This window comes from Mycobacterium sp. SMC-13 (genome assembly GCF_045311035.1).
Taxonomy (GTDB): Bacteria; Actinomycetota; Actinomycetes; order Mycobacteriales; family Mycobacteriaceae; genus Mycobacterium.
This window is the reverse complement of the sequence record NZ_JBJIAI010000004.1, coordinates 21,844-39,012: the sequence shown is the minus strand read 5'-3', so window position 1 is coordinate 39,012 and position 17,169 is coordinate 21,844. Positions and strand designations below refer to the sequence as shown.

14 protein-coding genes are annotated in these 17,169 nt (G+C 68.7%); 6 read left to right on the top strand and 8 right to left on the bottom strand.

Translation table 11 applies throughout. From position 1 onward, the window contains the following. Positions 1 to 47: 47 nt before the first annotated feature. Positions 48 to 347 (bottom strand): MTH1187 family thiamine-binding protein, encoded by a 300-nt coding sequence (locus ACJH6I_RS07895; protein ID WP_061006521.1) that lies wholly within the window; start codon positions 345 to 347, stop codon positions 48 to 50. Between the two features lie 223 nt (positions 348 to 570). Between ACJH6I_RS07895 and ACJH6I_RS07890 the strand changes: the two genes are divergently transcribed. After that, positions 571 to 1,656: a L,D-transpeptidase family protein gene (locus tag ACJH6I_RS07890; RefSeq protein WP_061006520.1), complete on the top strand. Its 1,086-nt coding sequence runs from the start codon at positions 571 to 573 to the stop codon at positions 1,654 to 1,656. A 61-nt stretch (positions 1,657 to 1,717) separates the two neighbouring features. On the opposite strand, the gene ACJH6I_RS07885 is transcribed toward ACJH6I_RS07890, so the two are convergent. Further along, positions 1,718 to 3,691 (bottom strand): M13 family metallopeptidase, encoded by a 1,974-nt coding sequence (locus tag ACJH6I_RS07885; protein WP_406783907.1) that lies wholly within the window; start codon positions 3,689 to 3,691, stop codon positions 1,718 to 1,720. Positions 3,692 to 3,750: 59 nt separating this feature from the next. Here ACJH6I_RS07885 and ACJH6I_RS07880 point away from each other — a divergent pair, with 59 nt between their 5' ends. After that, positions 3,751 to 4,431 (top strand): hypothetical protein, encoded by a 681-nt coding sequence (locus tag ACJH6I_RS07880; RefSeq protein ID WP_135357930.1) that lies wholly within the window; start codon positions 3,751 to 3,753, stop codon positions 4,429 to 4,431. Continuing rightward, complete coding sequence (locus ACJH6I_RS07875; protein ID WP_212807930.1) at positions 4,428 to 5,117, top strand: hypothetical protein; 690 nt, start codon at positions 4,428 to 4,430, stop codon at positions 5,115 to 5,117. Before ACJH6I_RS07880 ends, ACJH6I_RS07875 begins: the two co-directional genes overlap by 4 nt. Positions 5,118 to 5,198: 81 nt before the next feature. Here the strand turns inward: ACJH6I_RS07875 and ACJH6I_RS07870 are convergent, their stop codons facing one another. Continuing rightward, positions 5,199 to 5,738 (bottom strand): helix-turn-helix transcriptional regulator, encoded by a 540-nt coding sequence (locus tag ACJH6I_RS07870; RefSeq protein WP_135357928.1) that lies wholly within the window; start codon positions 5,736 to 5,738, stop codon positions 5,199 to 5,201. Further along, positions 5,735 to 8,653 (bottom strand): MMPL family transporter, encoded by a 2,919-nt coding sequence (locus tag ACJH6I_RS07865; RefSeq protein ID WP_135357940.1) that lies wholly within the window; start codon positions 8,651 to 8,653, stop codon positions 5,735 to 5,737. The genes ACJH6I_RS07870 and ACJH6I_RS07865 overlap by 4 nt, the downstream gene beginning before the upstream one ends. Before the next feature lie 410 nt (positions 8,654 to 9,063). Between ACJH6I_RS07865 and ACJH6I_RS07860 the strand changes: the two genes are divergently transcribed. Both ACJH6I_RS07860 and ACJH6I_RS07855 read left to right on the top strand, forming a co-directional pair. Continuing rightward, on the top strand, positions 9,064 to 9,603 hold the full coding sequence (locus ACJH6I_RS07860; protein WP_212807931.1) for a hemophore: 540 nt from the start codon (positions 9,064 to 9,066) through the stop codon (positions 9,601 to 9,603). Between the two features lie 127 nt (positions 9,604 to 9,730). Further along, positions 9,731 to 10,102 carry a heme-binding protein gene (locus ACJH6I_RS07855; protein ID WP_212807932.1) on the top strand — a complete coding sequence of 124 codons (372 nt, stop codon included), beginning with the start codon at positions 9,731 to 9,733 and terminating at the stop codon, positions 10,100 to 10,102. Between the two features lie 52 nt (positions 10,103 to 10,154). Here the strand turns inward: ACJH6I_RS07855 and ACJH6I_RS07850 are convergent, their stop codons facing one another. The 3 genes from ACJH6I_RS07850 to ACJH6I_RS07840 are packed head-to-tail and all read right to left on the bottom strand — an operon-like array spanning position 10,155 to position 12,877. Continuing rightward, positions 10,155 to 10,526: a DUF3054 domain-containing protein gene (locus tag ACJH6I_RS07850; RefSeq protein WP_212807933.1), complete on the bottom strand. Its 372-nt coding sequence runs from the start codon at positions 10,524 to 10,526 to the stop codon at positions 10,155 to 10,157. Continuing rightward, positions 10,516 to 11,727: a M23 family metallopeptidase gene (locus ACJH6I_RS07845; RefSeq protein WP_212807934.1), complete on the bottom strand. Its 1,212-nt coding sequence runs from the start codon at positions 11,725 to 11,727 to the stop codon at positions 10,516 to 10,518. Before ACJH6I_RS07845 ends, ACJH6I_RS07850 begins: the two co-directional genes overlap by 11 nt. Continuing rightward, complete coding sequence (locus ACJH6I_RS07840) at positions 11,714 to 12,877, bottom strand: YbhN family protein (protein ID WP_244872709.1); 1,164 nt, start codon at positions 12,875 to 12,877, stop codon at positions 11,714 to 11,716. The genes ACJH6I_RS07845 and ACJH6I_RS07840 overlap by 14 nt, the downstream gene beginning before the upstream one ends. Positions 12,878 to 12,976: 99 nt before the next feature. On the opposite strand from ACJH6I_RS07840, the gene ACJH6I_RS07835 reads away from it, so the two are divergent. Continuing rightward, positions 12,977 to 14,149: an AI-2E family transporter gene (locus tag ACJH6I_RS07835; protein WP_212807935.1), complete on the top strand. Its 1,173-nt coding sequence runs from the start codon at positions 12,977 to 12,979 to the stop codon at positions 14,147 to 14,149. Here ACJH6I_RS07835 and ACJH6I_RS07830 read toward each other — a convergent pair. Continuing rightward, positions 14,109 to 17,087 carry an MMPL family transporter gene (locus ACJH6I_RS07830; RefSeq protein ID WP_212807936.1) on the bottom strand — a complete coding sequence of 993 codons (2,979 nt, stop codon included), beginning with the start codon at positions 17,085 to 17,087 and terminating at the stop codon, positions 14,109 to 14,111. The two genes, ACJH6I_RS07835 and ACJH6I_RS07830, sit on opposite strands and share 41 nt — an antisense overlap. Between the last annotated feature and the right edge of the window lie 82 nt (positions 17,088 to 17,169).

Here is a 17,169-nt window from a genome sequence, read left to right as displayed (position 1 = left end):
ACGGTGTGTGTCGATCGTGTTAGCGGTTTTGCCGCCGCACGGTCGCGCTACGTGCCGAGTTCGTCCTCGATGCGCTGCACCTTCGCGGTCAGCTGGCCGGTGTAGCCGGGGCGGATGTCGGCTTTGAGGACCAGGCTGACGCGAGGGGACGCCGCCGCCACCGCGTCCACGGCCCGTTTGACCACGGCCATCACCTCGTCCCACTCGCCTTCGATGTTCGTGAACATCGCGTTGGTCTCGTTGGGCAGACCCGACTCGCGCACCACCCGCACGGCCGCGGCGACGGCCGCACCGACGCCGCCGGACTCGTCACCACCCATCGGGCTGACGCTGAAGGCAACAATCACACGGTCGATTGTGCGCGGATCCGTGGGGCTTGGACACCCGCCCGTGGCGTTTCCGGGGTCTCCACCGCGGCCGGTGGGAGTAACGCCCGACATATCTGGGGCGATCAACAGTGCAGTTCAGCGGCCTTCGACAGGGCCGTGATCGGGGTGTGACGGGCTTTCGCGGCAGGGGCCGGTCAGCGCGCTATGAGAGACTGGGGCCGTTGTGAACTGGAGGTGGCGGATGCCGCAGTGGAACAAGAGCAAGCTTCTGACCGCGGTCGTGGCGGCCGGACTGGTCGCCGGAATGACCGTCGCAACCCCGTCGGCGCTGGCCGACCCGGATGCGCCGGACCCCGGTGTGGCGGCCGCGCCGATCGACCCGGGTCTCCCCACGGAGGCTCCCTTGCCGCCGCCGATCCCGCCGGTCGGTGACCCGCTGGCTCCGGGCGCGCCCGTCGCGCCCGCTCCCGTCATCCCGGGTGCCCCGATCCCGGGCGAACCCCAGCCGATCCCGGCGGGTACCCCGGCCGGCCAGAACCCGACGCCGTTCGTCGGCCAGCCGCCGTTCAACCCGCCGACCTTCAACCCGGTGAACGGGTCCATGGTGGGGGTGGCCAAGCCGATCTACATCAACTTCCCGCGGCCCATCGCCAACAAGCAGATGGCGCAGGATGCGGTGCACATCTCGTCCAACCCGCCGGTGCCCGGCATGTTCTATTGGGTGACCGACACGCAGCTGCGCTGGCGGCCCATCGCCTTCTGGCCGGCCAACACCGTCGTGAACATCGACGCCGCAGGCACCAAGTCCAGCTTCCGCACCGGTGACTCGCTGGTCGCCACCGCGGACAACGCGACGCACCAGATGACCATCAGCCGCAACGGCGTCGTGGAGAAGACCTTCCCGATGTCGATGGGCAAGACCGGCGACGAGACCAAGAACGGCACCTACTACGTGCTGGAGAAGTTCCCGGACATCGTGATGGACTCGTCGACCTACGGCGTCCCCGTCGACTCGCCGCAGGGTTACAAGCTGAAGGTCAACTGGGCGGTCCGTATCGACAACAGCGGCGCGTTCGTGCACAGCGCCCCGTGGTCGGTCTCCGACCAGGGCAAGCGCAACGTCAGCCACGGCTGCATCAACCTCTCGCCCGACAACGCGAAGTGGTTCTACGACCAGTTCGGCAGTGGTGACCCGATCGTCGTGAAGAACTCGGTCGGCCTGTACAACTACTCCGACGGTGCGGGCGACTGGCAGTGGGGCATGCAGACGCCGGCCGCGACGCCGTCCACGGGCAGCGGCTCGGGTTCGGGCGCCGGCACGCGCTGATCCGTCGACAACGCGAAAACCCCCTATTTCCAACGAAATAGGGGGTTTTCGCGTGGTATGGCTAATTCCAGATGCGCACGCGCTCGGCGGGATCCAGGTACAGCTCGTCGGACGTGCTGACATCGAACGCCTCGTAGAACGAGTCGATGTTCCGGATCACGCCGTTGCACCGGAACTCCGGCGGCGAGTGCGGGTCGACGGCGAGGCGCCGAATGGCTTCGGCGTCAAGGGATTTGGTGCGCCACACCTGGGCCCAGCCGAAGTAGACGCGCTGGACGCCGGTCAGCCCGTCGATGACGGGCGCCTCCTTGCCGCCCAGTGACAGCTCGTAGGCGAGCAGCGCGATGGACAGCCCGCCCAGGTCGCCGATGTTCTCGCCGACGGTGAACGCGCCGTTCACATGGTGGCCCGCATCCAGTGCCCGCGGCGTGAAGGCCTCGTACTGCTCGATGAGAGCTTTTGTCCGCAAACCGAATTCGGCGCGGTCGGTATCGGTCCACCAGTCGACGAGGTTGCCGTCGCCGTCGTACTTGGCGCCCTGGTCGTCGAAACCGTGCCCGATCTCGTGCCCGATCACCGCACCGATGCCGCCGTAGTTTGCGGCGTCGTCGGCCTCGGCGTCGAAGAACGGCGGCTGCAGAATGGCCGCGGGGAAGACGATCTCGTTCATGCCCGGGTTGTAGTAGGCGTTCACGGTCTGCGGCGTCATGAACCACTCGTCGCGGTCCACTTCGCTACCCAGCTTGGCCAGCTCGCGATCGTGCTCGACGGCGTGGCCGCGCAGGTAGTTGCCGTACAGGTCGCCGGCGTCGATCACCAGAGTCGAGTAGTCCCGCCAGCGTGCCGGGTAGCCGATCTTCGGGGTGAACTTGTCCAGCTTGGCCAGTGCGCGCTGCCGGGTCTCGGGCGTCATCCACTCGAGGTTGGTGATGCTGACGCGGTAGGCCTCGCGCAGATTGGCCACCAGCTCATCCATGCGCGCCTTGTGGGACGGCGGGAAGTGCCGGTCCACGTAGAGCTTGCCGACGGCGTCACCCATCAGGCTCTCGACCAGGCCGACGCCGCGCTTCCAGCGGTCCCGGATCGCCTCGGTGCCCGACAGGGTGCGGCCGTAGAAGTCGAAGTTCTCCGCCACCAGGTCGTCGGTCAGGATCGGGGCGCGGCCGCTGATCACGCGCCAGCTCAACCACGCCTTCCAGTCCTCGAGCGGCTCGGACGCCCACAGCGCCGCGAAGGCGACGAGGAAATCGGGTTGCCGCACCACGACTTCGGTGACCACATCGGCCGACGCGCCGACCGCCGCCAGCCAGCCGTCCCAGTCGAAACCGGGCGCTTCGTCGGCCAGATCGGCGAACCGCCGCAGGTTGTAGCTCAGGTCCGCGTCGCGGCGCTTGACCACATCCCAGTGCGCCGCGGCCAGCTTGGTCTCCAGCGCGACGATGCGGGCCGCGGTCTCGGTCTGGTCGCCGCCGAAGACCAGGCTCAGCATGCGGGCGATGTGCTGCGGGTAGGCCGCCAGCACCGCCGCGTGTGCCGGCTCGCGGTAGTAGGACTCGTCGGGCAGGCCGAGCCCGGACTGCGTGAAGTGCAGCAGGTACCGCGTCGAATCCTTGGAGTCGGTGTCGACGTACGCGCCGGCGCCCCCGCCGACGCCGGTGCGCTGCAGCCCGCCGAGCACGGTGGCCAGCGCTTCTGGGGTAGCAGCGTCGGCGATGAGAGCCAGCTCGGCCCGCAGCGGCGCCAGGCCCACGGCGGCCACCCGCTCGGTGTCCATGAAGCTCGCGTAGAGGTCGCCGATGCGCTGTGCATCGGTGTTCGGCGCGCCGGATGCGTTGGTGATGATGTCGCGCACCTGCTCCTCGGCACGGTCGGCCAGCAGGCGGAAGGCGCCGTCGGTGGCGCGGTCGGCCGGGATGTCGTAGTCGGTGAGCCAGCGGCCGTTGACGTGACCGAACAGGTCGTCCTGCGGGCGGGCGTCGGGGTCGAGGTAGCTCAGGTCGATACCGGATCGGGGCGAGGTAGCTTCGAGAGTCACCTCGCCATCCTGCCATCGCCGCTGCAGTGCCGGTGGGCGCTGCGGGTAGCCTCACGCCCATGCCCGACGAGCGCAGCGGAGACTCCGCCGAAAAAGACGCTGCGAAAGACACAGCGAAAGACACCGGATCAGCCGGCGCGGCCACCGCCGCCAAGCCCGCCGCCAAGGCTGCCGCGCCGAGCGATCAGGCTGAGGGAATCTTCAGCCGCTACGGCATCGTCTCCGCGGTGCTGGGTGTCGTCGCGGCCGTCGCCGTCGTCGTCGCGACGTGGGTCTACCTGGGGCACCGGGCCGACGACAAGGAACGCGTGCACGAGGCGCAGGCCATGAAGGCCGCCGCCGAGTGGGCCGGCCTGCTGATCAACATGACCAAGGACAACGTCGCCGTCAACGTGCCGAAGCTGCACGAGGGCACCGTCGGCCAGCTCAACGCCGATTTCGATGCCACCGTCGCGCCGTTCACCCAGCTGGTGCAGAAGCTGCAGAGCCAGACCACGGGGCAGATCGAGTCCGTCGCGCTGGAGACGCTGCACCACGCACCGCCGGGCGAGCAGGGCAAACCGGCCGTCCAGCCCGAGCTGGCGGCCATCTCCTCGGATACGACGACGGTGCTCGTGATCGCGACGTCCGTGAGCCAGAACGCCGGCGCCAAGCCGCAGACCGTGCGCTGGCGGTTGCGCCTCGGAGTGTCCGACATCGGCGGCAAGTTGCTGATCTCGCGATTGGAGACGCTGCGATGAGGAACGCGTGGCGGGTACTGGTCTTCGACATCCTGGCGCCGCTCGCGGTGCTGGCGAGCCTCGTCTACATCGGGCTGGCCCTGGAGCGGCCGCTGTGGTGGGTCGTGGTGGGCACCATCATCGGGCTGCTGGTGCTGCAGGCGTCGATCGTCAACTTCGTGCTGTTCCGCCGTGACGGCGTCACCATGGGCACCGATGACGACGCGCCCAGGTTGCGGCTCGCGGTCGTCGGGCTGACGACGGTCGCCGTGGTCGCGGCCGCCATCGTCGGCTACACCAAGTGGACGGTGCCGGATCGCACCACGAGCGCCGACATGTCCATGGTGGTCGGCATCGCCAGCAGCGTCGCGGAGGCGTCGGCGACCTTCACGCCCGGCGCGCCGAACGTGTCGATCGACCGCGCCACGGCGTTGATGGCGCCGCAGCGCGCGGAGGCCTACCGCAACGAGTTCAACGCGGTCGCCAAGGATCTGACCAGCCGTGGGGTGGCCGGGCAGGCCAGCACCATCTCGGCCGGTATCGAGACCATCGGCCCCAATTTCGCCAGTGTCGCCGTGGTCATGCGCGCCACGCAGAACACCCCGAACAAACCCGCGCGGGCGACGGTGTTGGGGCTGCGGGTCACGCTGACGAAGCAGGACGGACGCTGGCTGGTCATGGACGTCACCCCGATCGCGTCGCGGTAGGGGTGGTAGGGCCGCTCGAGAGGGACCAAATGGTCGTCTCGGCGCGCGAGAAGCGACCATTTGGTCCTTCTCGGCGGGTGGCTACGAGCGGGCGGAACGCATCCGGGCGAACCGGTCGGAGAGCCGGCGCATGCGCACCAGCAGCGCGGCCGACGGGCTGGTGGTGCCGGCGGTGTAGGCCGAAAGTTCTTGTGCGCCAACGCCGATGCGGGACGCGAACTCGGTCTCGCTGAGACCGGAACGCTCCATCAGCAGCCGGATCTGGCGGGCCACCTCGGCGCATTCGTTGGCTTCGAGCTGCGTGCGGGCGCGGGCCAGCACCTCGGCCAGCGCCTTGGAGATGCCGTACGGGTTGCTCGTGGCCAGAATCTCTTCGACCTGACGGGCGGTGCGGCCGAAGGGGTCGCGCTTGATGGCGACGACGATGCGCTGCCACACCGCGAGGTCGTCGTTCTCCAGCGCGGCGCGGATGGCGGACGTCGACCAGAACTCGACGGGCTTCTCGCCGGGGGCCTGTGCCGGGAACGCGACGGTGGGCGCCCCGTTGGTGCCGGCGGCGGTGGACTTACCGGGACCGTCGGCACCAGAAGGGGTGTCCCTCACTTCGGATGTCAACGTCACCTCGCCTCCTCCAACATGGCCACCGCCACCGCCAGACAACGCTGTTTGACGTCGGGCCAATCTGCCGATTCGTGGTCGTCGAACGGGTGCGGGTCGGCCAACCTGCGGACCAACTGGGTGGCCACCCACTGGTTCTTCGACCGTTCTCCACAGTAATACCCGTCAATTCCGGCCAGAACCGCGGCTGCGGTCCGGATATCCATGCAGGAGACCAAATCGACGAAGTCGGTGTAGTCCTGGACGCTGTTGCGCGACATGATCAGGTAGCCCTTCAGTCGCAGCGTCTCGGCGCCCGTCGGGATCTCGAGCCGGTCGCCGGTGGGCAACAGCACCGTCGTCGTCTCCACGGGGCTGCGGCGCTCGATGGCGGGGCCGTCGGTCTCGTCGAGCGACAGGGCGTCGAGCGCGACCGACAGCCGGCCGCCCCACATGGTGACGGGGTGCACGTCGGGGTTGTCCGACGCGGACCGGGACTGGCCGTGCGCGCGCCGCCGCAGCAGCGCCAGCCCGGTGCGCGAGCGGTCCGTGCGTGGGGGCGCCGCCGCGATCCGGCGGGGCACGGCGCGTGGCACGTACTGCTGCTCGCCGGGCTCGCAGCCGCTGAACGCCAGCGGATCGGCGACGGTGACCGTCTGTGCGGCAAGGTTTTTCAGCTTGGCCGCCGACTTGACGACGCTGCGCAGTTCGGCGCCGGACGGGCCCAGTGCGGAGATGTCGTCGGGGATGATGACGAGGCTGCCGGTATCGGTGGCGGGCAACGGCTTCTCGAAATCCACCGACGGCAGCAGGCGGTCCAGCCACTTGGGCAGCCACCAGTTCCACTGGTCGAACATCGCCATCAGCGCCGGCACCAGGACCAGCCGCACCACCGTGGCGTCGACCGCGATGGCCACGGCGCAGGCCACACCCATCTGGGCCACCAGCGGCATGCCGGCGAACGCGAACCCGATGAACACCGCGATCATGATCAGCGCGGCGCTCGTGATGGTGCGGGCGCTGGTGCTGACGCCGTATGCGACGGCGTCGCGGGTGTTGCCGGTCTGCAGGAAGCGTTCCCGGATACGCGTCAGCAGGAAGATCTCGTAGTCCATGGACAGGCCGAACGTCATCGCCAGGACCAGCGGCGGAATGGTGGTGTCCAGCGACTCCAGGGGCTTGAACCCGAGCGCCTTGAACCAGCCCCATTCGAAGACGATCACGAGGCTGCCGTAGGCCGCGGCCACCGACAGCACCGTCATCAGGACGCCCTTGAGCGCCAGCACCACCGAGCGGATCGAGATCAGCAGCATCACGAACGCGATGAGCGACACGAAGACGAACACCAGCACCTCGGTGTTCGCGACGCGATGGTCGAAGTCCATGATCAGCGCCGTCGGCCCGCCCACCGCGATGGCGACGTTCGGGCCGGCGACCCCCGGCAGATGTTGTCGCAGCCACGTGATCGAGTCCCGCGCGACGAGATCTTCGGGGTCGACCGACAGCACGACCGTGAACAGGGCGCTGCGGTTGTCGTTGCTGAACACCGGCGGCGCCACCTGGGCCACGTCCGGCGCCTGCGTCATGGTCTGGTGCAGCGCGTCGAGCGTGGCGGTGTTCTGGGCGTCGGAGGCCGTCGCATCGGGGAACGTCGCCAGCACCCGGAGGGGGCCGAGCGCACCGGGGCCCAGCGCTTCCGCCGCGGCGGCCACGCCGCTGCGGATCTCGTGGGTCGGGGAGAACTGGCGCAGCATGCTGTTGCCCAGTTGCATGCCGAACGACGGCGCCGCCAGCAGGACCAGGAAGACGGTGGCCAGCAGCGCCGACAGCCACGGACAGCGCATGGTGCGTTCGGTCCACTGGGTCCAGAACGGCGACTGCGCGGCGTCGGAGCGGCGCGAGACGTGCAGCCACGACGAGCGCTTGGCGACCCGCTTGCCGAACGTGGCCAGCACCGCCGGGATCAGGGTGGTCGACGTCAGCACCGCGATGGCGACAGCCAGGATGGCGCCGGTGGCCATCGACGACAGCACCGGCGTGCCGATGAGATAGATGCCGGTGATCGAGGCGATCACGGTGAGCCCGGACAGCACGACCGCCAGGCCCGACGTCGCCATCGACGCGTCGACGGCCTGTTCCGGGTCGCGGCCGGCGCGCAGTTCCTCGCGGAAACGCATGAGGATGAACAACGAATAGTCGACGGCCAGCGCGATACCGAACATCGACAGCGTCGTCGTCGCGAAGACGCTCATGGTGACCCAGATGGACAGGAGGTAGACCACTCCCATCGTCACGATCACCGTGCAGGCGCCGAGCAGCATCGGCATGGCCGCGGCGGCCAGGGAGCCGAACACCGCCAGCAGCACGATCAGCACGATCGGCAGGTTCCACTTCTCGGCCTCGGCGACGTCGTGCTTGGTGGTCTCACTGGCGGCTGCGCCGAGTGCGCCCTGCCCGATGACGTACAGCCGGACCTTGCCGTCGGCGGTCTGGCCGGGCTTGCCGTCCTTGATGCCGATCGCGGTGCGGAGCTTCTTGGCGATGTCGACGGCGCCGCTGTTGTTGAAGTCGAGGCGCAACGTCACGACGTAGGGTTTGCCGGCCTGCGGCTCGGCCTGCGTGGGGTCGGGGACGACCTTGACGCTGGAGACGCCGGCCGCGATGCGTTTGAGCTCGTCGACGGCGGCCGTCATGTCTTCCTGCGTGGCGTTGGCGTTGGGGGCCGCGACCAGGGCCAGCGGCGAGGCGCCCTCGTCGGGGAAATGGTCCTCGAGTTCGCGCTGGACGTGCAGCGATTGGGAGCCGGCGACCTCGAAGCCGCCGCCGCTGAGGTTGCTGGACTGGGTCGCCGCGAGATACAGGGACGGCACCATGAGCAACAGCCAGGTGGCGAAGACCACCCAGCGCCAGCGCCGCAGCAGACCGCTCAGCCGCATCATCAACTGCTGGATGGCGAACCCTCTTCCTGCGGTCGTCCCGGTTGCCACCGGAGTGTTTTGATCGGCGTTTCGTGCCGCCGACCCTACCCCAGTATGGGGTAGGGTGACCGGCTCGCGAGCGGCGATGAGGCGCCTGACGGGAACCTTGATCCAACTGCAACCGGGCCACTGCCGGCCCCGCCGGCAACGGTGTCGGAGGCCGATGGCGGGCTGCGACGCCAGGTTTGAACACCGCAGTGACCTGGATGTTTGCTGTGTGGATTGGTCACCGGCCGCGCCGCGATGGCAAGATGGCGGGAGCCGAATCCCGGATGAGGCCGGCGCTGCCATTGACGCCACCCCGGGAAAACAGTGTTTGCCGAGTGTTTACATGGCCGTCTCTGGTCCGTAAACCGGTGAGGAGATTTGCCATGAAGACGACCAGTGTGGCGGTTCGCCGCGGACTTGCCGGGGCGTTCGCTGTAACTGCAGTCGGCGGCGTGATGGTGACGTCGTTCGGGGCTCCGTCGGCCGGTGCGGGCCAGGATCCGTGCGCGGCCAGCCAGGTCGCCAAGACCATCGGCATGGTGGCCACCTCGACGGGCACCTACCTGGATGCGCACCCCACCGCGAACCAGACGCTGACGAACATCTCGCAGCAGCAGCCCGGCCCGCAGTCGCTGGCAGCGCTGAAGACCTACTTCGATGCCAACCCGCAGGAGGGCGCCGCGCTGCAGAACCTGCAGGCGCCGCTGGTGACGTTGTCGTCGCAGTGCAAGCTGCCGCTGACCCTGCCGCAGCTGATGGGCCTGATGCAGTCGGCGCAGCAGGGTGGCGGACTGCCCGCCACGTTGCCCGCGATGCCGAGCGTGCCCGGCGCCGTGCCGTTCACGCCCACCCTGCCTGGCGTGACGACGGCGACGGGGTCTGTGCCCGCGGCTCAGGCGGTGTCGGCGCCCGCCGCGCGGTAGTTCCGGCCGCGCCCGGAGCTCCTTATCCGGCACCCCGCGAAAGTCGTCGCACTTTCTGATTAGCTTCCAGTGTCGGCATCGGTACTGGTCGCCGACATCGGAGCTCTCGACGAAGGGGTTTGACCACATGATGCTTTCCGCTCTGGCCAAGCGACGCGTTGTTGCCGGTTTCATCGGTGCCGGCGCGGTCGCCGGCAGCATGTTGTTCGGTGCCGTGCCGTCGGCCCTCGCCGACGACCTGCCGCCCAACTGCACCTCTGCGGACATCGCCGGCGTCAAGTCGGGCGTCGAGGCCTCGACCTCCGCCTACCTGTTCACCCACCCCGACGTGAACGACTTCTTCACCAGCCTCCGGGGCCTGTCGAAGGACCAGGCGCACGCCAAGGTCAAGCAGTACCTGGCCGCCAACCCGCAGACCAAGGCGGAGCTGCAGGGCATCCGGCAGCCGCTCAAGGACATCCGCGACCGCTGCGGCATCCCCGGCCCCGCCGCCCGCTAACCCGGGATTTGTGCACGAAAATCCGCGGTAGGCGCGGATTTTCGTGCACAAATCACTTGCGGAGGCGAGCCAGGCCGCGCCAGCCGAGCAGGAAGACGGCGGTGACGGTCGAGGCGACGATCACGAAACTCACCGCGACGCCCTGAGCCGAGGCCTTGCGCAGCAGCATGCCGATCACGATGGTGCTGACCCAGACCACCAACCCGGTCGGGTTCAGCGCGGTTGGGCGGCGCCAGCCCCGCGCCAGCGCCCAGCCCGCCACGGTTCCGGTCAGGAACGGCCAGCTGGTGTGCGCCACACCGGCCAGCGTGATGCCCTCGGCGTGGCTGCGCCGGCCGATGGAGCAGAAGATCACCACCAACACCACGTCGGTGAGGAAAGCCAGTGCGGCACTGCGATTTCCGGTGGTCTGCTCAGTTGTCATAGGTCATCACGTCCAGATTCAGTGGGCTGACATTGTTTTCGGCGCGGGCGGTGAAGCCGGGTTCCGGACGCGCGGGACCGCCGGCCTCCAGCGCGTCGACGGCTGCCATGTTGGCCAGTCGGTCGGTGAGCCGGAACGAGCGGAACACGAACGGCAGGCCGTCCGCGCGCAGTGGATCGGGTGCGCTCATCACGTGGAAATGCAGGTGCGGCGCACTGGAATTGCCGGTGTTGCCGACGTTGCCCAGCACCTGCCCGGTGGTCAGCCGGTCACCCGGCTTGACCTTGACGCTGCCGGTCTTCAGATGCGCGTAGAAGGCGAAGTTTCCGTTCCCGATGTCCTGGACGACGTGATTGCCGCCGTACTGCGCCAGCGTGAGGCCGGTCGGGTCGACACCCGGCACCTGCTCGGGCAGGCCGTCGAGAACCGCCACCACCGGGCCGTCGGCGACCGCGTGCACGTCCGAGCCGAAGTAGAGGTAGCTGTCCGTTTTCGCGCGGTCCCCGCTGAACAGCTGCCCGTCGGCCCGTAGCTGCTCGTAGTCGATGGCGAATCGCTCTGCGGCCCAGAGTTTTCCATCGATCGGGTTGAGGGCCATGCGGTGCGGCGTCATGTCGCAACAGCCGTTGGCGTCGAGCCAGCCGGAGCCGCGCAGCGGCGGGTCGAGTACGACGGGCTTGTGGTCGGACACCGTCACGGGTGCGACGTTCTCGGTCACCACCGGTGGCACGAGCGGCGGCATCGGCTTGGGTACCTTGACCACCACCCGGTGTGAAAGTTGCTGGGGCGCAGCGCCACCCGCGTCCAGTTTGACGTCCAGCCAGACGATCGACCGTTGTCCGGGCGCCAGATCGTTGCTGCTGATGCGGGTGCCCATGGTCCGCGTCCAGTAGGCGAGGCCGGCGCCGGACAGTTGCAGCAGGGGCCCGGCGGGTCCCAGGACGGCGATCGAATCCACGGTCACGGGTTCGGGGGAGGTGTTGGTCAGCAGCAGCTCGTATGCGAGATGCACCTTCCCGTCGGTCGCCGGAACGGGCACGGGTTCGGCCACGACGTCGACGAGGACGGGCGTGACGATCGGCTCGGCGCCTATGGAAGTCGTTGCGGGAGTAGAAGACTGGACCGATTTCGGTGCCGTCGTGCAGGACGTCAGCGCGGCGGCGAGCAGCAGTGCCGCCGCCGGCCGGCTACCCGGGATCATGCGAGGTCTCGGGGTCGGCGGGCGGCACACCCGGTGCGGGGGAAGGGGTTTCGGGCGCATCCGGGTCGAAGTCCTTCTCCGTGCGGAACAGGAAGAAGAACACCACCCAGCCGATGGCCGAGATGAAGATCCAGCTGACCAGTCGATAGATCAGCATCGTCGAGATGGCCGCCGCGAGCGTCATGCCGCTGGACACCAGGCCGGGCACCAGCACCGCCTCGACCACGAGCAGCCCGCCGGGCATCAGGGGAATCGCGCCGACGGCGCGGGCCGCGGCATACGCGACAGTCAGGCCGGCCAGCGACGGATGCCCGCCGGTGGCGTACGCCGCGCAGGCCAGGCACGCGACGTCGGCGATCCAGTTGAACAGCGACCAGCTGAATGCGACGGTCAGGGTCCGGCGGCTCAGGCTCACCGACTCCAGCTGGTTCAGGGTGCGGCGCCAGCCTTCCAGCCCGGTGTCGGCGGGCTTACCGCGCAGCGAGTTGAACCACGACAGCAGCCGCACGCCGATGCCGTCGATCTGCTGCGGATTGGCGGCGACGGTCTGGGCCAGTAGCAGCAGCGCCACGAAACCGCCGATCGTGAAGATCAGCGACAGCGGGTTCTTGCTCGCGCCGAGCAGGAACGCGCCGCCCAGGCCCAGCAGGGCCAACCCGACCACCTGCAGGGCCCCGGACATCACCAGCTGCCACGAGGCCACCAATGGCGAGGCGCCCCACAGCCGCTGCTGGCGGTAGACGAAGGTGGCCGAGAGCACTGGGCCGCCCGGCAGGGTGGTGGACAGCGCGTTGCCCGCGTAGAACGCGGCCTCGGACCGCCACTGCTTGACCTGGACACCGGCGGACCGGAGCAGGGTGCGCTGAATCTGCGCGAAGCTGTGCATCGAGGCCAGGGCCGCGACGGCCGCGGCGGCGACCCACCACCACGTCGCCGACAACAGGCTGCGCCACGCCTTGGCGAGCTGCTCCCAGACCATCACGACCTCGACGGTCAGCACGACGACGGCGATACCGATCAGAACCCAGCGCAACCACCAGTACTTGCCGCGGGGCCGGGCCGGTGCCGAACGGGCATCGGCGCGCCGGCACGCCGCCCAGAGGCCGCGACGGCGGGCCGTCAAAGACCCGGGGGCAGCCTCGTGTGACACCGCTACAGCGTATCCGGCGTGTCGCGGGCGGCTCGCCGTACGCGGCCCGCATGGCGCAACGACCCCGCGGTGTCATCGGGCGGCGCTACGCTGGCGCCCATGTCACAAGCCGACGAAGCGGTAGATCCGGTGGTACGCAAGGCCGCAGCCTGGTCGTGGCGGTTCTTGGCGATCTTCGGCGCGGTGCTCGCCGTGCTGTGGATCGTCATCAAGCTCGAGGTCATCGTGGTGCCCGTGCTGCTGGCCATGTTGGCCACGGCCTTCCTGCTGCCGGCCGTGGACCTGCTGACCCGGCGCGGTCTGCCGCGCGGCGCGGCCGTCGCGGTGATGCTGCTGAGTTCCATCGTGGTGATGGGCGGCATCCTGACGTTCGTCGTCTTCCAATTCATCGACGGCGCACCGGCTTTGGTGGAGCAGGTCACCAAGAGCATCGACGGCGCCCGCAAGTGGCTGACCGAGGGCCCGATCCTGCACCTGAGCGCCGACCAGATCAACAGCGTCGGCCAGACCGCCATCGATGCCCTCAAGAACAACCAGTCCAAGCTCACCAGCGGGGTCTTCTCCACCGCCGGCGCGCTGACCGAGATCGTCACCGGCCTGCTGCTGACCCTCTTCACCCTGATCTTCCTGCTGCACGGCGGGCGGGACATCTATGCGTTCGTCACCAAGATCATCCCGTCGTCCGTGCGGGACCGGGTGCGCGAGGCCGGCCGGGCCGGATTCGGCTCCCTGATCGGATACGTCCGCGCCACGTTCGTGGTGGCGATGGTCGACGCCGTCGGTATCGGCACCGGTTTGGCGATCATGGGGGTGCCGCTCGCGCTGCCGCTGGCGTCGCTGGTGTTCCTCGGCGCGTTCGTCCCGCTGGTCGGTGCGGTCGTGACCGGTTTCGTGGCCGTGGTGGTGGCACTGATCGCCAAGGGCTGGATCTACGCGCTGATCGCGCTCGGCCTGATCATCGCCGTGCAGCAGCTGGAGGCGCACGTGCTGCAGCCGATCGTCATGGGCCGTGCGGTGTCGGTCCACCCGCTCGCCGTCGTGCTGGCGATCGCCGGCGGCAGCGTCACCGCAGGCGTCATCGGCGCGTTGATCGCCGTGCCCATCGTCGCATTCCTCAACAGCGCCATCCGGGTGCTGACCGCTGACAATCCACGCGCCACCGAGGCCGAGGTACTCGCCGAGGCCGGTTCGGTCGCGGCCGCGGCGGTGTCGCCGGGGGACACGCCGCCAGCTACAGACGGCCCTCCCGGCGCAGCAGATCCGCAGCGCTGACCCCGCCGCCGGTGCCGCGACGCTGAGTTTCGGCGGTATCGATCTTCTCGGTGGCGTCAGGGGTGTCGGCCGGCTGGGCGCGGAACGCCGTGGTCGGCTCGTTGCCCTGGTCGCCGGGTGCGTCTGACGGCGTCTGAATCTGCGGCCCGGAGGCGCTGATGTTGCCGCGCAGCTGCCCGAGCCACGACTCGATCTCCCGGTTGCCCGGACCGCCCTGACCCTGGCCCGGCTCGGCGGGACGGCCCGCTCCCGGCGCGCGGAACGCCGTGGTGGCGGGCTCGGAGGCCGGACCGAAGGCGGTGGTCGCCGGGTCGCCGATCGCGGTGGTCGGCGGCGTCGGGTCCCCGTTCTGCGGGGTGACGGCGCGGGTCACGTTCGACACCACGTTGCGGAAGGCGCCCTTGGCGGCGCTGAACCGCGTGGTCGCGGGTTCAGCAGACGAGGGTGCGGGCGGGGCCTGCGGTGCCGGGGGCTGCGGCGGAGCGCTCGGCATCCGGTTGGTGGGTGCCTGGCTCGGCGGCTGCGGCTGCCCCGGGGTGATCCGGGTCGGGACGGCGCGCTGGCCGGGGGCCGGATGCGTGGGATCGTGCGGCGGGCGGACCGGGGCACCGGAACCGACCAGCGCACGGGGATCCTCGGGTTCGCGGACCGCGGGACGCTTGCGCTCGTCGGGCAGCTCGGTCTCGCCGAGACCCAGCTTCTGCTGAACGCGCTTCATCCACAGCGGCGCCCACCAGCAGTCGTCGCCCAGCAGCTTCATGACGGCCGGCACCAGGAACATGCGGATGACGGTGGCGTCGAGCAGCAGCGCCATCAGCAGACCGAATGCCAGGTACTTCATCATCACCAGGTCGGAGAACGCGAAGGCGCCGACGACGACGGCCAGCACCAGCGCGGCGCCGGTGATCAGGCGGCCCGTGGTGGCGGTACCGATCCGGATGGCCTCGGCGGTGGACATGCCGCGCTCGCGGGCCTCCACCATGCGGGACACCAGGAACACCTCGTAGTCGGTCGACAGACCCCAGATGACCGCGATGATCAGGCCGATCATCGGCGCCATCAGCGGCTGCGCGGTGTAGTTCATCAACCCGGAGCCGTGCCCGTTCTCGACGAACATCCAGGTCAGGATGCCCATGGTCGAGCCGAGGGTGAGGGCGCTCATCAGGGCGGCCTTGATGGGCAGCACCAGTGAGCCGAACGCCAGGAACATCAGGACGGTCGTGGTGATCACCAGGATCGCCACCATCAGCGGCAGTTTCTCGAACAGCGTGCTGATGCTGTCCTGTTCGAGCGCTGGGGTGCCGCCGACCATCACCTGGACGCCGTGCGGTTCCTGCAGGGCGCGCAGTTCGTTGATCTTCTCGCCGGCGTCACCGCTGTTGATGAGGCCGTTGGACAGCACCCGGACGGACGGGTCCTTGCTGCCGCCCTCCTGGTACGTCCGCTCGGCCCACATCTTCGACTTGTCGTTGCCGTCCGGCGTCACGAAGCCGCTGATGGTGCCGGCGTTGGCCCGCACCTGGGCGATCTGCTGATCGGTGACGGGCTGGCCGTTGTCGCTCTTGATGACGAGGGTCAGGGCGTTGGTGCGGAAGCCGGGGAAGAGCTGGTCGAACTCCTCCTGCGCGGTACGGACCGAGTTGTCCGGCGGCAGGTACTTCTCGCTCATACCGGCGAGGGCCAGCTGTCCCAGTGGGATGACCAGCAGGATCATGCCGATGGTGATCGGCACGGCGAATGCCAGTGGCCGTTTCATCACGACGTTGACCAACTTGCCCCAGAAGCCCTTCTCGACCTCTTCGCGGGTCTTGGTCTTCTGCGTCTTCTCGGCGAACCAGTCGATGATCTTGCGCGAGAACGGCCAGTTGGCCAGGAACGGCACCTTCAACAGGGTGCGCACACCGAGCGCGTCGACGTTGGAACCCAGGATGCCCAGCACTGCGGGCAGCACGGTGTTCGACAGGAACGCGGCCAGCAGCACCGACGCGATGATCGCGTAGGTGATGGACCGCAGGAAGCCCAGCGGGATCAGCAGCAGGGGCAGCGACGACGCGACGATGATCACCGCGGAGAACGCGACGGTCCGGCCCGAGGTCATGACGGATCTTCGGACGGCCGCTTCGACGTCGTAGCCCTCGGCCAGTTCTTCTCGGAACCGGCTCACGATGAACAGGCCGTAGTCGATCGCGATACCGAAGCCCATCATGGTCACGACCGGCTGGGCGAAGAAGTGCACGGGCCCGAACTCGGCGGTGAACCGCAGGATGCCGAGCGCGCCACCGATGGTCAGGCCACCGATGATGGCGGGCAGCGCGGCGGCGACCGCGCCACCGAACACGAAGAACAGGACGACCGCGACGAGCGGCACGATCGCGATCTCGGCGCGTTTCTGGTCGGTGCCGATGGTGCCGGTCAGCTCGCTCGCGAGCGGCTCCAGACCGGCCAGCTTGATGTTGCCGCCGTTGACCTTGTACAGGTCAGGGGCGACGGACTGGTAGTTCTTCAGGATCGCGTCGTCGTTGTCGCCCTTGAGCGGAACGGTGATGAAGGTGTGGCGCAGGTCCTGCGTCGTCATCTTCTTCAGCCCGTCGCTGGGCGCTTTCAGCCAGCCGACCCAGGCGACCACCTTGTCCTTGTGGTCGTTGACGAAGGTGTCCAGCTCGCCGCTGACCTTCTTCTGCCAGGCCGGGTCGGTGATCTTCTTGTCGTCGGGTGGCGTCAGGATGGCCACCACGAGGCTGGTCCGGTCGCGGCCGTAGACCTCGTCACCGAGCACCGAGGCGGCGACGGACTCGCTGCCTTCGTTGTAGAAGCCACTCTGCGTGACATGCTCGCCGAGACTGGACCCGTACACGGCGCCACCAAGGCACAGTGCGACCATGACACCGATCACTATGTATCGGAATCGGTACACCGTTCGACCCCACCAGGCGAACACGTCAGCTCCTCACGATTATCTGCATAAATTTGAGCTCAAAGGCACCCTCTAAGAGGTTGCCATTTTCAGCCACCGCACACGT

Bases quoted from the DNA above. Each gene is read 5' to 3' on its own strand.
- ACJH6I_RS07880 (WP_135357930.1), top strand. From the start codon at position 3,751: ATGCCCGACGAGCGCAGCGGAGACTCCGCCGAAAAAGACGCTGCGAAA.
- ACJH6I_RS07835 (WP_212807935.1), top strand. From the start codon at position 12,977: ATGTCACAAGCCGACGAAGCGGTAGATCCGGTGGTACGCAAGGCCGCA.
- ACJH6I_RS07845 (WP_212807934.1), bottom strand. From the start codon at position 11,727: ATGATCCCGGGTAGCCGGCCGGCGGCGGCACTGCTGCTCGCCGCCGCG.
- ACJH6I_RS07855 (WP_212807932.1), top strand. From the start codon at position 9,731: ATGATGCTTTCCGCTCTGGCCAAGCGACGCGTTGTTGCCGGTTTCATC.
- ACJH6I_RS07860 (WP_212807931.1), top strand. From the start codon at position 9,064: ATGAAGACGACCAGTGTGGCGGTTCGCCGCGGACTTGCCGGGGCGTTC.
- ACJH6I_RS07850 (WP_212807933.1), bottom strand. From the start codon at position 10,526: ATGACAACTGAGCAGACCACCGGAAATCGCAGTGCCGCACTGGCTTTC.
- ACJH6I_RS07865 (WP_135357940.1), bottom strand. From the start codon at position 8,653: ATGATGCGGCTGAGCGGTCTGCTGCGGCGCTGGCGCTGGGTGGTCTTC.
- ACJH6I_RS07875 (WP_212807930.1), top strand. From the start codon at position 4,428: ATGAGGAACGCGTGGCGGGTACTGGTCTTCGACATCCTGGCGCCGCTC.
- ACJH6I_RS07890 (WP_061006520.1), top strand. From the start codon at position 571: ATGCCGCAGTGGAACAAGAGCAAGCTTCTGACCGCGGTCGTGGCGGCC.